We start from the raw sequence: 14,810 nt of genomic DNA on the forward strand, positions 1-14,810 counted from the left end.
ACTGCACACTGTTTACCAATATTTGAAGATCGTAAAAATAATTTTATACCCTGCCCCGATGACTCCTTTGACCGTCCCGCTTACTTTGGAGACACCGATTCGTTTGCGATAATTCACAGGAACTTCTGTGTATTGCAAACCCGCTTTATGCGCCTTGATCTGCATCTCGATCGTCCAGCCGAAGTTTTGATCAACCATATTCAGGTCAAGAAGTCTCTTCCAGACGATGGCCCGGAAAGGCCCCAAATCAGAGAATTTGGCACCTTGCATGTACTTCATCATGGTCGTAGCCAGCCAGTTTCCAAAAACTTGAGGAAAAGTCATCGATCCACTTTCCCTCTGTCCCAAGGCTCTGGAACCAATAACCATTTCAGCTTTCCCTTTCAAAATCGGCTGGATCAATTCCAGCATTTCGGCAGGATAATCACTGTAATCCCCATCCAAAAACACCACAATATCGGGTTGAATAGCCTGTTTTTTTATCCAATCCATAGCCGTCAGACAGGCTTTTCCGTAGCCTTTTTGCCGTTCGAAAACCACCTCAGCTCCTTCGGCTTTCGCCACTTCTCCAGTCCGATCCGTGGAATTATTATTGGCTACGACAATGTGACGGACAATATTGGGGATTTCGGCAATGACTTTTGGAATTGACTTTTCTTCGTTGTAGGCGGGAATGATGACGTCAATGATCGGGGGATTATGCATTAGCTAGATTTATCGGCCAAGGCCATAGGATTTAAAAGAAGTAATGAAAACCAGACTGTATCCAAAAGCAAGCATCGTGTGAAAGGGAAGGAACAGGAAATTTTCCTCTCGAAAAGCCAGCCAGACCATCCCCCAAAAAACCAAACCTAATACTCCTTCAAACCATGTGGTAACCGGCATTCTGTGCAGGAGGTAGCGGTTGCTGGAAAGTTTTTCTCTGCCTGATTCCAGGTTGAATTTGGGAGTACGGATGAAAGGTGATTTTTTACCGCTCAGTCCCTCCCAAACTGCCTGTGCATTGTGAAGTGCTAAGCCCATGGAAACAGAAAGAAATAAGGGCAATTGCCAGATCACACCCAAAGCAGAATTGAGGAAAGACCGTTTTCCATAGAAATAGGAAACCAGATACACTCCTGCGATCAATACAAATCCGATCAGGAAAATTCCGGAAATCCGGATCAAAACTTCCGGAATCAAGCCTTTTTCCCCAGCCCACCACACTCCAATACTGCTCAAACTGGTGACAAAAACAGCGATAAAAATCACTGAGTTGAACAGATGGGCGAAGGAATGAAATTTTACCCGGAACGGGTGGTTTTCCTGATTCACCGCTCCTGCGTGCTTCAAGGCGCATTCTGCACCGCCTTTGGTCCAACGGAATTGCTGGGACTTGATGGCGGACATGATCGGGGGAAGTTCGGCCGGAGATTCGATTTCAGGACGATAGACAAATTCCCAACCCTTTCGCTGAGCGCGATAGCTCAGGTCCAGGTCCTCTGTAAGTGTATCGTCATGCCAATTGCCCGCATCATAAATGCAGGATTTCCTCCAGATTCCGCCCGTCCCGTTGAAATTGATAAATGCACCCTGATGGTTTCGGCCCATCTGTTCAATGAAAAAGTGCGCATCCAATGCAAAAGCCTGTAAGCGTGTCAAGAGAGAATAATCACGGTTGAGGTGAGTCCAACGGGTCTGGACCATCCCGATTTTTTCAGAGGAAAAATAAGGGATCGTCTTAAGGAGGAAATCCGGATCAGGAACAAAATCAGCATCGAAAATGGCGATAAACTCTCCGGAAGCTTTTTCCAACCCTTCTCTCAATGCACCTGCTTTGAATCCAATTCGGTCATCCCGGTGGATATACTGAAAATTGATTTCAGGATACTCCTTCAGCTTGGACTCGATCAACCCAACGGTTTGATCCGTACTGTCATCCAATAGCTGGATTTGAAGCAAATCATTGGGGTAATTCAGCTTTGCGACAGCATCAATCAATCGCTCAACGACATAAAGTTCATTGAATATCGGAAGCTGAACGGTGACTTTTGGCCATGAAATGGGATTTTCATGAGGAATTTGGCCCCATTCTTTTCTGGCTTTCAAGAAATGAAAAAGCAAATGCCCCTGTGCCAGACTGTAAATCAGGATAAACAGCATACCCAAAAAGTACAGCCCACACAGGAAATAAAGGAAAATCATTTACAGGTTAATCTTGATGGAGTTGTTGCCGATGATAATCGGCAGTTCATTGATGCGGTTTTCTTCCGGTCCGTTTTCCAGTTTCAACACCCCACGAGGACAGACAGCCGAGCATACTCCGCATCCAACACAGGAAGACCGAACGATGTTTTGGCCCCGCTGCGCATACCAGCGCACGTCTATTCCCATTTCGCAGTAGGTGGAGCAATTGCCGCAGGAGATGCACTGACCGCCGTTGGTGGTGATTCTAAACCTGGACTTGAAGCGCTGCACAATCCCGAGGTAAGCAGCAAGTGGGCATCCGAAACGACACCAAACCCGATTGCCCATAAACGGATAAAAGCCTGTCCCGACCACCCCAGCGAAAGCGGACCCAATCGCAAAACCGTAAAACGAATGTAGCTGGTTAGTCACATTTCCCAAAAAGCTGAACCCCGAAAAGTAATTGGCAATCGTCAAAGCAGTCATCAACACAGCCAACACCAGCACACCGTGAATAATCCATCGCTCGTATTTCCATGCTTTGACAGACTTGTCAGAAAGCTGCCGAAAGGGATCGCCAACAGTCTCCGCCAATCCCCCACAACCACATACCCAGGAGCAATACCATCTTTTTCCAAAGAAATAGGTAAAAACAGGAACCCCAACGATGATCAGCAATATTCCCCAAATCAGCATAAACATCCCGACTCCACCTCCGGAAAGGAAAGTGGCAATCTGATAGTCGTAGAAAAAGTCGTAATCCAGCGGCCAGATATTTTTGAAGTCGAAATATGGTTGGTTGAGCAAAACCAATATTTCGGGAATCAAAAATGCAAAGGCAGTCTGGAAAAACATCACCGAAGCCGTCCGGAGTTGCTGATACTTGTTGCCACGGTACTTGCGGAACATGCGGACTCCCATGACAATAATCGCCAGAGTGTAAATCAATCCATAAAGAAACCACTGACTGGCCGGATTGCCGGACAGAAACTCCGAGATCGGATCGACCATCCAAACGAGATTGACCAGATAGGCCGGATACCAATACAATACAATGTAAAAAAGAATCAGAAAAGATCCAGTGAGCATTCCGATAAGTCCTTTGTTCTTCAGGGAGGAGTGAAAAATCCCGTTGTTTTTAATGCCGGCAGACTCACCGGAGTGCTGTCTGAAATTGTACAAAAACCCACCTAAAACGGCCAATCCGATTGAAAATCCAAAATACAGCCATGGATTTTCCCGCACCGGACTTTGCAAAGCAGCCTTGGCCAAAGGGAAACTGTAATCGTCCCAAATGACCTGATCCCAGAGTTGTTGGGATTTCAGGCTATCGTTGTAGGTATTGAAATTTTCACCGAAAGCGGAAAGAAAAGCGAGATTGGAACTGAATTCCTGCCCGTATATCGGGGAAAGGATTTCATCCATTTTTTCCTGATGGATGTTCTTGGTATTGGTCAAGACCAATTCCTCAGATAGGGTGTATTTCCCAAAAAATGGAATGACGATAAAGGCAATCAAACCGATCAAAAACAATCCCAGACCTATTTTTTCGATCCATTTCATACGCTTGCTCCGAACAGTTTTTGGATGAATGATCTCTTGGCAGGATGAAAATTACCTCCAAATTCTTTCTTAAAAGCCATCTGAATTTCAATGTAATAAGGAGCAAAAAACTCCGGGTCAAAATTGGCTTTTTCCAACCGGGAAATGACCTTTTCTCCAGACCACTTTTCATGAATAGCCTGATCAAAAAACTCATGCCGAAGCCGAAAACCAAAATTATTTACCGCTAGAATTCTTCCTTCCTTATCCATCAGCATCCGGAAGCAGACTTTTCCAGAGGCATGTTCCCAATAGAAGCTTTTGATTTGACTTTCATCCCAAGTTGGCGGAACTGTCCCGTAGGTTTGATACTCGATATCTAAGAATTTGGCGGAGTTGAACCAGACTCCAGGCTGATACGGGACTGGATTGTTGCAAAGGTTGTACGCCAAAGTCTCGCCGTGCATGCGGCCTGTGTACCAGACCTGCTCGATTTTCCGCCGATCCGAAGCCGGTGCTTTTTCAAACTCCGCACAGTCACCTATGGCATAGACATCGGGAATATTGGTTCGGAAAAAGGCGTCAATTTTCACTCCCCTATCCACTTCCAATTCGGTACTTCGCAGAAAATCAATATTCGGTGTCACACCTGCTGTCAATCCAACAAATTGACAGGGAATTTCTTCACCTGTTGAAGTAATGACCGACCGAACTCGGCCCTTTTCATCCGGCAGAATTTCCTTCAGTTCAGTTGCGAGGCGGAGATCGATGTGGTGCTCCAGGATATGCCGACCGACCAGATCTGATTCTTCTTTGGGCAATAGGATGTCCCAAAATCCTTTTTCCCGAACCAAAAAAGTGACGGGAATCTTCTTGTACGCCAGCATTTCGGCCATTTCAATTCCGATAAGCCCTCCTCCGACTATCACTGCCCGACTTACACCAGATTGGGTGATTTGCTCCATCAGTTCCAAATCCTGCTTGGAATACAATCCCTGAACACCTTTTAAGTCCTGTCCAGGCCAGCCAAATTTATTGGGTTTGGAACCGGTGGCTATGACCAAAGTATCATAAGTCAGTTTTTCGCCAGAGGTAAAAACGACGAATTTATTTCCAAAGTCCACCTTGCTGACCCAAGCTTCCTTCAGGTCGATCCTGTTTTTTTCCCAAAAATGATTCTCATAAGGCTGAGTATGCTCAAACTTCATGTGCCCCATAAACACGTACATCAGGGCAGTCCTGGAAAAGAAATATTTCGATTCGCCGGAGATCAACGTGATCCTGACACCAGAATCTAGCTTTCGCAGGTGTCTGGCGCAGGTAACTCCGGAAATTCCGTTGCCGATGATAACTACATGCCGGGTTTGGCTCATGGGTTAAATTCTTGAGGATAAATTACCGAATATGTTTCAGCTATTCGTTTAAATTCCAATTGTAATCCAAATGGGAAATCTTGGCATCGGACTTAAGCTTCACTTTAGCGTACCTGTTTAAAAATTCAATCAGTGTCCCATTTTTTGTAAAATCCCCTTTGAACCAGGAAAATATCGATGAAAGCTGGGCTTGATCCGGGGTGATTTTATTCCTGCTCGGATCGTTGATGAAGGCTGTGGTCACTTTCATCAGCTGGGCCTCGAGTTTTTCCGGGAAGAAAGCTTCGTTCAACAAAGGAGGACACGAAACGGATGCGCAATTGATTGCGAAATGAATCCGGGGTTCATCAAATTCTTTTCTCAGGATGGAATGTTCTATTTCATCCAAACTGGACTCCACTCCTCCGATCTTGAAAAACTTGTAATGCCAGACATCCTTGATCAGGGGAATTTTGAGCTCAGGACCCAAGTCCCGGATGCTTTTCACCGGATAATTATCCACAATCAATTTCACTGTGAAGGCATTGTAAGCATTGATCCAATAAGCCAATTGCTCATTTTTGGACCAAGTTTTACGGTCCGGAGCATTGTCAGAAAGCAGTTTGAGGTATTGCTCTAGTTTCGGCTTTTCTCGAATAAACCCTTTGTAATCTACCATTCCATTGGGCTTGACATGGGTTTTGACCAACTGATCCCAAATCAGATGGCTTGGCGGAGTGGTGCCGGCCATTCCCAAAGTGGAACTTTGACAGGACAAAAAGAAAACTGCTATTAATCCCAAAGAAAATAAGCGGAATAATTTCATAATTCAGGGTTTGATTTGCATCTACGAACTAGAACCAATTTCGGATAAATGGGTTTTGGGCATTGTCCGAAAGATGACATTTATTCCATTAATAAACCTTTTCCCCCTTGCTTAGCCATACGCCCCATGTCCTTGTATAGGTATGGACCTTTTTGGTTGGTATTCCTTCAGATTCCAGAGGTTTCTCTGAATTGGACCAATGGATTATTCCTCCGTACAGATTGTATACCCGGGTAAACCCTGCTTCCAGAAGTTTTTTACCGATTTCCTGAGATCTTGCACCCACAGTACAATAGACCAAAACAGGTTGATTACGGTCCAACTCCGCGACATTCTTTAGATTAAAAGTTTCAAATCCCACCCATTTGGCACCTGATAGGTGGCTGACATCAAACTCTTCTTTTTCCCTGGTATCCAGCACCTGATAATTAGAAAGATCATTGATTTGCTCTGCTTTGACAGTGGGGAACGTTTTATCATACAATCCGTCCAGAAGAGTCTTATAAGCTATTGACTGCGAAAAAGAGGTAGAGGCAAGGAACAATAGCCCAAAAAAAAGAATTCGGGCCTTCCGGAAAACCAGCCTACTTGGGAGTATACTGCTCATATCCGAAAAACCCGAATTCCAGTGCCGTAGTTCTGATCAAGCGTAAAAATCTGACAAACGGGCCAGGCCGCGTCGATCCTTGATGATGATTTTCTTTCCTTCAAGTTCTATCAGGTTGTCTTTTTTGAACTCTGAGAGCAATCTGATCACTGATTCTGTAGCTGTACCCACAATTCCGGCAATTTCTTCCCGGCTGAGAATAAGGTCGATTTTCTGATTACCTCCACCTTCCACACCATAAGAATTGCCCAATTGAAGCAAAACGTAAGCAAGCCGCTCCCGAATGCTTTTTTGAGTCGCATCGGTAAGTTTTCCCTCCATCACTCCGATCTCATGACTGAGTGATTTGGCAACCCGACGGAAAAATTGGGGATTGTGAAGCAGGGAATTAATAAATACTTCCTTAGGTACAAAACAGATTTTTGCATCCTCCAAAATCATAGCTGAGTTGGAATAATTTTCCTCACCCAAAAGGGCTGCATATCCAAGGAAATCTCCTCTCTGTGCCAAATGAATAATTTGCTCCTTCCCATTTGAGGCGGTTTTATAAATTTTGACCACGCCTGAATTGATGCAGAAAATTCCAAGTGGCTTTGTTCCTTCGTAATAGAGAATCTGCCCTTTCCGATGGGAAATCAGATTCTTATGGTCGGAAATGTTGCAAATCTGGGCTTCTGGAAGGTCTGAAAAAAGTGAAAACTTCCTGCTGGAGCAAAGTTCACAAGGTGTGTTATGTGGATGGCTAGACATATTTAAATCGCTGGGTAAAAATTGTTGATTCAATGTAAAAAAAAGGTGATATATATCATATAAATAATATAATTATTAGGAGGTTTGGGGTAGATTTTTTCGTTTATGGGGTTTTGGGTGGTTTTTTTCGTTGAACAAACCTCCCTCCATCAATTGAATATTCCAAATAGACGTGTACAAGACCATTTGAAAGAATAAGATTTGGGCAATTGAGTTTAGTATTATAAACCATCGCCTGGCTTAAAGTGTTTTCGTCAATTTTTATAGCTGGAGCCTTGCATTCTACCAACAAATACGGTTTGGAATCCCGCCCAAATACTACAAGATCCGTCCTCTTTTGTAATTGATTGTATTTCATGCCTTTTTCCAGTGAAAAAAGTCCTCTGGGGAAATCATGATGGTTGATCAAAAAGTTAATCCAATGCTGGCGAACCCATTCCTCTGGAGTCAAAACAAGATTTTTTTTCCGCAGAAAATCAAAAATCCAAAGCTTCCCATCTGATTGGAGCAAATCAGGCTCGTAAGGGGGAAGATTTAGAACAGGTAGATTTACTTTTTGATCGTGAGTCGAACTCATGCCTCAAAGATGATTAAAAAAATATTTCATGGTTGCGGATGTTCCATTCCATTATTCAAAATCCAGGTAGGGATTGATTTTTTCCACCCATTCGGCCTTGAATATTTTGATTTTCAAAAGGTCAGTTGAAGAGAGAAATACACCATGTTGACCACGGTAGGCCACCAACACTTTTGCTTCCCCATAGCTTATGTAAGGATGGGCGGATAATTCTTCCAAACTGGCTGTATTGATCGGGATTTTTCTATAAACCTGAGGATAAAAATCGAAAAATTCCCAAAGAGCAAGGGCTGTTTCTTCCTTCACTCCAAAGACCTCAAGCAACTGGCTTTGTGAATGAAACCCTCCGAGATTTTCGCGGTACTTAATGATTCTCCCGGCTGTGGCCTGGCCGATGCCAGGAACAATCTGAAGGGTAATGGAATCTGCCTCTGAAAAAGGAATCCGGTTGATATTTTCCAACTGCTTTTGATTACGGTTGGACCTGACTGTATCCTGAGGATTAAAAGTGGGGAGTGGAGAACTCACTAACTGGATACTAAGGTTTTCAAGGCTATCGATTCGGCTTTGAAATTCGAGAAAAGTCTTTTCAGCCTCTTTGTTTTTGAAAAACCTAAGAATAAAAGGTGTAAAACTCAGGATTACCAAAACAGGTATCAACAGAAAAAATCCTCTGGATTCTTTGCTTGAAAACCCGAGATAATACTTCATCCAATAAAAAAATCGGTCTATCATGGCTTAAAAAATTAAAGTCAACCTCAATAACTGATAAGTTAATATTATTGCTTTTAGATTCCAATGAAGACTTGTTATAGAAAGAATTATCCGGTAATTATTTAGACGGATTCTAAATTGAACAGCTATTACACGAAAGAAACTTTTGAGGAGGGATAGTCTGTTAAATTTGTGTTGCAAAACTTGAAAAAATGCAGACCAAGTTTCGAGCGATTAGTTTATCACACAAGACCGCCCCTGTACAGATAAGAGAATTGATTTCTTTGGATGAAGAATCAATTCAGCGTATTCTACTGAAAATCAGAGAGTTTTTCAGCATAGGTGATGCCTTGATTCTTTCCACCTGTAACAGAACCGAGGTTTATTACAGTCACGAACTGGATCTAAGTACAGAGCTAATCAAGCTCGTCGGAATAGAAAAAGGCCTAGCCGATGTAGTCAATTACCTGGAATATTTTGAGGTTTTTAACGAAGACAGGAAAGCCATCGCCCATTTGTTTCGGGTATCGATGGGATTGGAAGCGCAGGTAGTCGGTGACATTCAGATTTCCAATCAGGTAAAACGGGCTTATCAAGCCTCAGCAGATCTGGAAATGGCCGGACCGTTTTTGCACAGGCTGATGCACACGATCTTTTTCACCAATAAAAGAATCGTACAGGAGACTACCTTCAGAGACGGAGCAGCGTCCCTATCCTATGCTACCATTGAACTGATAGATAGCCTTACTTCCAATACTTACCAACCCAGGATACTTTTGATTGGTGTAGGAGAAATTGGAGAAGATGTAGCCAAAAACATGGTGCACCTCCCTGAGGCAATCGTAAAAATCACCAATCGGACCCAATCCAAAGCTGAAGAAATAGCCGCTCCATTGGGATTTGAGGTCGTACCTTTTGAGAATTGCCGGGAGGCCATGAATGAAGCAGATGTAATTGTCTGCTCAATCATGAAAAGTGAGCCATTTATTACAAAGGAACTCGTCAAGCAATTTGACATTCAGAGTTACAAGCTTTTGGTAGATCTATCTGTCCCGAGAAGTATCGAAACTTTTGTGGAAGATGTACCAGGAGTGGTGTTGTATAACGTGGACAATATCCGAAGTAAAGCTTCTGAAGCCCTCGAAAAACGACTTTCCGCTGTTCCAAAAGTTGAAGAAATCATCGAGGAAAGCATTGAAGAATTCTACAGCTGGAAAAAGGAAATGATGGTTTCCCCGACCATTAACAAGCTCAAGCAATCCCTGGAGCAAATCCGGCAGGAGGAACTCAGCAGATACCTCAAGAATGTTGGTGAAAAAGAATACGTCCTGATAGACAAAATCACCAAAAGCATGATGCAGAAGATCCTCAAGGTGCCTGTTGTTCAGCTTAGGGCAGCATGCAAGCGGGACGAGGCCATGGATATGATCGAAATCATCACTGACCTTTTTGACCTGGAAAAAATCAAAGCCGAAAAATAAACTGATTTATCCCAAAGAAATGACCAAAGGCACTAACAGAATCCTTTGGTCATTTTATCTTTAGGCCCATTTGAATCCAATTCCCTTCCATGATTACCTTTCGGTTCCTGATAATTCCATTCCTTTTACTTCTGAGTTCAAGTACCCTTTTTTCCCAGACTTGGGAAGTTTATGATTTGCAGGGAAAGCTAAAATCCAGAGCCATATATGACCGGATCGAGGTCCTTAGCGAGTCGGTCATCATCGGGAAAAATGAAAATGGCCTTTCAATGCTTTCCCGAGACTTAAAGCCGATGGTTAATCTCAAAGGCGAGGAGATTTACCAATATCTTGCCCCTTGGATTTTGGTGAAAGGTCAAGAAGGTATCGGTGCATTTCACGAATATGGCCAGCAGGCTTTTCCTTTAGAATATGAGGAAATCCAAACCTATTTCAATTTCCTTTTGGGTAAAAAAGGAAGTGAGTATTGGCTTTTTGAGAAAGGAAAAGAGAAAATTACTCCATTGGGAAAACTAGACGGTGCCAAATTGACCAAAAACGGGATGGTGATTACCCAAAAGGGAGGAAGCTATTTTTTACCACTTTCAAAAGATTCTGAAAGACCCTATCAGCTTCTTTCGGAAAATGATGGCAATTACCTGTTGGCAAAAGAATCCACAGGATATGGGATTATTAATATCGACGGGGATTATGTGATGGATCCTGTGGTCGATCAACTGGAACATACCCGGGGCGATTTTTTTTACGGATTTGATGAAAGCCAATACTTGCTCATTAAAGGTCACGAAGTCCAGTCGGATGTGGCCTATAATTCCTACCACAGAATATCCAAAGAAGGGGTTCTAATGCTGGAATATATTCACGGCAAACTCCGTCGTGTCATGGAGGAAGACGGAATTCTTCTTGACGCCGTAGGTATGGAATCTGTTCAACTCGTTGGAAAAGAGCTTTTCAATGTGAGATTCCGGGAAAACAAACTTGGCCTATTGGGTAAAAAAGGGTGGCTCGTTCAGCCTACTTCAGATCTGGAATGGATCAAACCGGGAAGCGAAGGCCTTTATCCCGCCGGAAAAGGAGGAATGGCAGGTTTTGTAAATTCATCAGGGGAATGGGTGATAGAACCGAAATTTGCCGAAACAGGTAATTTCTCTGAACAAATCTCAAAATTCAGAAACACGCTAAGCTGGGGGCTTATAAGTATAGATGGCCGGATCATCAGCGAACCCAAGTGGGATGAAATCAAAGATTTTTCCTCAGGCATTGCAGTTGCCAAATCCAATGGGCAATTTTTCCTTTTGAACAAAAACGGGGAGTCAATTAAAGAAACCGGATATGATCAGATCTGCAGATTGAAAGAGGGATACTTTTTGGTGGAAAAAAGCGGAAAAAGAGGTCTTTTGGACAATTCCGGAAATGAAATTCTTCCTGTTGAATTTGAAAATATACAGGTAGAGAAACCTGATTTTTTGATTGTAAGAAAGGATGGGCTTACCGGAGTTCTGAATCAAAAAGGTGATGTAATATTCCCAATCAGCTATCAGGAAATTGTGGCTGATTGGCCTGGAAACCAAATTTTGGTCAAGGAACTTTACAACCCGGTAGTCATTCAGATGGAAGAACCAACCGAAGGAAAAAGAAAAAAGGGAGCTTGAAGCTCCCTTTTTCATTATTTCTTTTCGGATTTTCCGGTCCCGGTATCTTTGGAATCTTTATCCGAACTGGCGATCGATTCTCTCATGGAGGTATCGGATTTGATATTTTCCATTCGATAATAATCCATCACACCCAACTTACCAGTGCGGAATGCTTCCGCCAAAGCTTTTGGTACTTCTGCTTCAGCTTCGATTACTTTAGCTCTCATTTCCACATTTCGGGCTTTCATTTCCTGCTCCAAAGCCACAGCCATCGCACGTCTTTCTTCCGCTTTTGCTTCGGCTACTTTCAGATCGGCAGTAGCCTGATCAATCTGGAGTTTTGCACCAATGTTGGTTCCGACATCTATATCTGCAATATCAATGGAGAGAATTTCGAAGGCCGTACCCGCATCCAATCCTCTGGAAAGAACTAGTTTGGAGATTTTATCCGGGTTTTCCAATACGGATTTGTGAGTAGCTGCAGAACCGATGGAGGTCACGATTCCCTCTCCGACTCTGGCCAGGATCGTCTCCTCGCCTGCACCACCCACCAACTGGGCAATATTTGCACGGACAGTCACTCTGGCTTTGGCAATCAACTGAATCCCATCAGCCGCTACAGCAGCCACATTAGGGGTATTGATCACTTTAGGGTTTACAGAAATCTGAACCGCTTCAAACACATCCCGTCCTGCGAGATCAATCGCTGTTGCCTGCTTGAATGTCAAACTGATATTCGCTTTATCCGCTGAAATCAAAGCTCTGATTACTGTGGGCACATTACCACCTGCCATGTAGTGAGTTTCAAGATCATTTGAAGTTAAATGGAGCCCAGCTTTGGTGGCAGTTATCAAGGAATTTACAATAATTCCTGGCGGCACTTTTCTGATTCTCATCCCAATCAATTCACCGATCCCGATTTTGACATTGGAGAACTGCGCGGTAATCCAAAGGTTGACCGGGACGAAATACAAAAAGATGAACAATAGTATGATCCCCGCAAAAGCAGCAATCAAAACGAACAAAGAACTATCTGGATCCATATTATTTGACTAAAATTTTATTGTTTTCGATTTTTACGATGCTTACTGCTTTCCCAACTTCAATGAATCCTTCCTCAGATTTCACTTCATAGATTTGCTCACCAAAAGAAACTTTGCCGTAAGGCTTGATATCTGAAATGGCTTTTCCGCTCATTCCAACAGTAAGTCCGGTTGTCCTTCCGTCAAAAGCACCACCCTGCATGGAAGATTTGAGCGAAAATCGGTTCCAAACTCCAGAACTGAAGCCATACCAAACCGCGATGAGATTAAGAATAGCCGATATTGCCGTGATCCAAAGAGCAGTACTCGAATCAAAGGTTAAGAAAGCGTAGGCAATTCCAGCACCACTAACCAACAATCCCAATACTCCAACTACCGTAGTTCCAGGGATGAATAATACTTCAATCAGAAGTAATATCAATCCGATGATAAGAAGACTGGATAAAATTAAAATGGTCATTGGGCTGCTGGAAAGACAAGTAGAATCAGGCCTAAAATACAAGATTCGAAGGGTAAACCTATTGCCTTAAAAGAAAAAACCCGGAAGTAATTTCCGGGTTTGGATTTTAGTAGGCTTTGGCAAAATAAACCCGACCTGTGGAAGGTCTTCCTGTAAGTACACAAGACCCTGCTTCTTCAACCCTGTCCAAAGGAATACATCGGATTGTTGCTTTGGTGAGTTCTTTGATTTTTTCTTCGGTTTCGGAAGTACCATCCCAATGCGCGGATAAAAATCCTCCTTTTTCCTCCAGGACTTTCTGAAACTCCTCCCAAGAATTCACCTCAGTGGTAACGGAGGCTCTGAAATCAAATGCCTTTTTGTAGATTCCATCTTGGATCTCTTCCAGTAATCCTGTGATTTTTTCAGCAATCGGCTGAGATGCCAGCACGAAAGTTTCTTTGGTCAAGTTATCTCTTCTGGCGATTTCAATGGTTCCATTTTCAAGGTCTCTTGGTCCCAGTGCAATTCTCACTGGTACCCCTTTCAACTCGTATTCAGCAAACTTCCAACCTGGCTTTTGGGTGTCCCGATCGTCATATTTCACAGAAACACCGGCTTTTCTCAAGTCTGCCATGATTTCTTTTGCTTTCACAGAAATCGCCTCCAACTCAGCCTCACCTCTGTAGATTGGCACAATAACCACCTGAATCGGAGCCAATTTTGGAGGAAGTACAAGTCCATTATCATCAGAGTGTGCCATAATCAGCGCACCCATCAGACGGGTACTCACACCCCAGGAAGTACCCCAAACATATTCCAATCCACCTTCTTTGGTGGCGAATTTGACATCAAATGCTTTGGCAAAATTTTGACCCAAAAAGTGTGAAGTCCCAGCTTGAAGGGCCTTTCCGTCTTGCATCATCGCCTCGATACATAAGGTGTCATCGGCGCCGGCAAATCTCTCATTTTCTGTTTTTCGTCCTTTCACCACAGGTACAGCCATGTATTCCTCCGCAAACTGGGCGTAGATATTCATCATTTGGATGGTTTCTTCCATTGCTTCTTTGGATGTAGCGTGAGCGGTATGCCCTTCTTGCCATAGAAACTCAGTAGTTCTAAGGAAAAGTCGAGTTCTCATTTCCCATCTGACCACATTAGCCCATTGGTTCACCAACAGTGGCAAGTCTCGATAAGACTGAATCCAGTTTTTATAAGTGCTCCAGATTACAGTTTCAGAAGTCGGGCGGACAATTAATTCTTCTTCAAGCTTTGCATCCGGATCCACGATTATTCCTGACCCATCTTCCGCATTCTTAAGTCGATAATGGGTCACTACAGCACATTCCTTTGCAAATCCTTCCACGTGGCTGGCCTCTTTGCTCAAAAAAGATTTGGGGATAAAAAGCGGAAAATAGGCATTGCTATGACCCGTTTCTTTGAACATTTTATCAAGCTGGGCCTGCATTTTTTCCCAAATGGAATACCCATAGGGCTTAATTACCATGCACCCTCTGACGGCAGAATTTTCAGCGAGGTCTGCTTTTTTTACCAATTCATTGTACCACAGGGAATAATCTTCGCTGCGTTTTGGAAGTCCTTTACTCATTCGATTGGGAAGAATATTAAAATGTCTCTAAATTTGCTTAATTAGGGCTGGCAAATATAATCCAAAAAGA

Annotated in this window: 14 protein-coding genes; 2 read left to right on the plus strand and 12 right to left on the minus strand. The window is 43.3% G+C overall.

What is annotated here, in order from left to right; genetic code table 11:
• Nucleotides 1–12: 12 nt before the first annotated feature.
• The 9 genes from B0E43_RS14645 to B0E43_RS14685 form a co-directional block, all read right to left on the minus strand.
• Entirely contained in the window at nt 13–705 is a 693-nt protein-coding gene (locus B0E43_RS14645; RefSeq protein ID WP_077350985.1) for a glycosyltransferase family 2 protein, read from the minus strand.
• Between the two features lie 9 nt (nt 706–714).
• Nucleotides 715–2,184, minus strand: a complete 1,470-nt coding sequence (locus B0E43_RS14650; RefSeq protein WP_077350987.1) for a cellulose synthase family protein — start codon at nt 2,182–2,184, stop codon at nt 715–717.
• Nucleotides 2,185–3,729 carry a 4Fe-4S binding protein gene (locus B0E43_RS14655; RefSeq protein ID WP_077350989.1) on the minus strand — a complete coding sequence of 515 codons (1,545 nt, stop codon included), beginning with the start codon at nt 3,727–3,729 and terminating at the stop codon, nt 2,185–2,187.
• On the minus strand, nt 3,726–5,081 hold the full coding sequence (locus tag B0E43_RS14660) for an NAD(P)/FAD-dependent oxidoreductase (protein WP_077350991.1): 1,356 nt from the start codon (nt 5,079–5,081) through the stop codon (nt 3,726–3,728). Before B0E43_RS14660 ends, B0E43_RS14655 begins: the two co-directional genes overlap by 4 nt.
• 40 nt (nt 5,082–5,121) lie before the next feature.
• Nucleotides 5,122–5,886, minus strand: coding sequence for a DUF547 domain-containing protein (locus B0E43_RS14665; RefSeq protein ID WP_077350993.1), 765 nt, complete (start codon nt 5,884–5,886; stop codon nt 5,122–5,124).
• A gap of 88 nt (nt 5,887–5,974) precedes the next feature.
• Entirely contained in the window at nt 5,975–6,493 is a 519-nt protein-coding gene (locus B0E43_RS14670) for a rhodanese-like domain-containing protein (RefSeq protein ID WP_077350995.1), read from the minus strand.
• 36 nt (nt 6,494–6,529) lie between these two features.
• Nucleotides 6,530–7,243 carry a Crp/Fnr family transcriptional regulator gene (locus tag B0E43_RS14675; protein WP_077350997.1) on the minus strand — a complete coding sequence of 238 codons (714 nt, stop codon included), beginning with the start codon at nt 7,241–7,243 and terminating at the stop codon, nt 6,530–6,532.
• Nucleotides 7,244–7,346: 103 nt separating this feature from the next.
• Nucleotides 7,347–7,694 carry a type I restriction enzyme HsdR N-terminal domain-containing protein gene (locus B0E43_RS14680; RefSeq protein WP_254423438.1) on the minus strand — a complete coding sequence of 116 codons (348 nt, stop codon included), beginning with the start codon at nt 7,692–7,694 and terminating at the stop codon, nt 7,347–7,349.
• Between the two features lie 177 nt (nt 7,695–7,871).
• The gene (locus B0E43_RS14685; protein WP_077351001.1) at nt 7,872–8,555 is read right to left on the minus strand and encodes a helix-hairpin-helix domain-containing protein; all 684 of its coding nucleotides are present in this window, start codon (nt 8,553–8,555) and stop codon (nt 7,872–7,874) included.
• A gap of 191 nt (nt 8,556–8,746) precedes the next feature.
• On the opposite strand from B0E43_RS14685, the gene hemA reads away from it, so the two are divergent.
• Both hemA and B0E43_RS14695 read left to right on the plus strand, forming a co-directional pair.
• A complete protein-coding gene (gene hemA / locus B0E43_RS14690) occupies nt 8,747–10,015 on the plus strand; it encodes a glutamyl-tRNA reductase (RefSeq protein ID WP_077351003.1) in 1,269 nt (422 codons plus the stop codon).
• Between the two features lie 89 nt (nt 10,016–10,104).
• Nucleotides 10,105–11,667, plus strand: a complete 1,563-nt coding sequence (locus B0E43_RS14695; protein WP_077351005.1) for a WG repeat-containing protein — start codon at nt 10,105–10,107, stop codon at nt 11,665–11,667.
• A 14-nt stretch (nt 11,668–11,681) separates the two neighbouring features.
• On the opposite strand, the gene floA is transcribed toward B0E43_RS14695, so the two are convergent.
• The 3 genes from floA to proS form a co-directional block, all read right to left on the minus strand.
• Complete coding sequence (gene floA / locus B0E43_RS14700; protein WP_077351007.1) at nt 11,682–12,692, minus strand: flotillin-like protein FloA; 1,011 nt, start codon at nt 12,690–12,692, stop codon at nt 11,682–11,684.
• Nucleotide 12,693: 1 nt separating this feature from the next.
• Entirely contained in the window at nt 12,694–13,152 is a 459-nt protein-coding gene (locus B0E43_RS14705; protein ID WP_077351009.1) for an NfeD family protein, read from the minus strand.
• A 106-nt stretch (nt 13,153–13,258) separates the two neighbouring features.
• Nucleotides 13,259–14,740, minus strand: a complete 1,482-nt coding sequence (proS, locus tag B0E43_RS14710) for a proline--tRNA ligase (protein ID WP_077351011.1) — start codon at nt 14,738–14,740, stop codon at nt 13,259–13,261.
• Nucleotides 14,741–14,810 lie beyond the last annotated feature (70 nt).

Source organism: Algoriphagus sp. A40 (assembly GCF_002002735.1).
Classification (GTDB): domain Bacteria; phylum Bacteroidota; class Bacteroidia; order Cytophagales; family Cyclobacteriaceae; genus Algoriphagus.

What these genes read in the sequence shown, in the direction of transcription:
- B0E43_RS14645 (WP_077350985.1), bottom strand. Translation starts at nt 705, where the DNA reads ATGCATAATCCCCCGATCATTGACGTCATCATTCCCGCCTACAACGAA.
- B0E43_RS14650 (WP_077350987.1), bottom strand. Translation starts at nt 2,184, where the DNA reads ATGATTTTCCTTTATTTCCTGTGTGGGCTGTACTTTTTGGGTATGCTG.
- B0E43_RS14655 (WP_077350989.1), bottom strand. Translation starts at nt 3,729, where the DNA reads ATGAAATGGATCGAAAAAATAGGTCTGGGATTGTTTTTGATCGGTTTG.
- B0E43_RS14660 (WP_077350991.1), bottom strand. Translation starts at nt 5,081, where the DNA reads ATGAGCCAAACCCGGCATGTAGTTATCATCGGCAACGGAATTTCCGGA.
- B0E43_RS14665 (WP_077350993.1), bottom strand. Translation starts at nt 5,886, where the DNA reads ATGAAATTATTCCGCTTATTTTCTTTGGGATTAATAGCAGTTTTCTTT.
- B0E43_RS14670 (WP_077350995.1), bottom strand. Translation starts at nt 6,493, where the DNA reads ATGAGCAGTATACTCCCAAGTAGGCTGGTTTTCCGGAAGGCCCGAATT.
- B0E43_RS14675 (WP_077350997.1), bottom strand. Translation starts at nt 7,243, where the DNA reads ATGTCTAGCCATCCACATAACACACCTTGTGAACTTTGCTCCAGCAGG.
- B0E43_RS14685 (WP_077351001.1), bottom strand. Translation starts at nt 8,555, where the DNA reads ATGATAGACCGATTTTTTTATTGGATGAAGTATTATCTCGGGTTTTCA.
- hemA (WP_077351003.1), top strand. Translation starts at nt 8,747, where the DNA reads ATGCAGACCAAGTTTCGAGCGATTAGTTTATCACACAAGACCGCCCCT.
- B0E43_RS14695 (WP_077351005.1), top strand. Translation starts at nt 10,105, where the DNA reads ATGATTACCTTTCGGTTCCTGATAATTCCATTCCTTTTACTTCTGAGT.
- floA (WP_077351007.1), bottom strand. Translation starts at nt 12,692, where the DNA reads ATGGATCCAGATAGTTCTTTGTTCGTTTTGATTGCTGCTTTTGCGGGG.
- B0E43_RS14705 (WP_077351009.1), bottom strand. Translation starts at nt 13,152, where the DNA reads ATGACCATTTTAATTTTATCCAGTCTTCTTATCATCGGATTGATATTA.
- proS (WP_077351011.1), bottom strand. Translation starts at nt 14,740, where the DNA reads ATGAGTAAAGGACTTCCAAAACGCAGCGAAGATTATTCCCTGTGGTAC.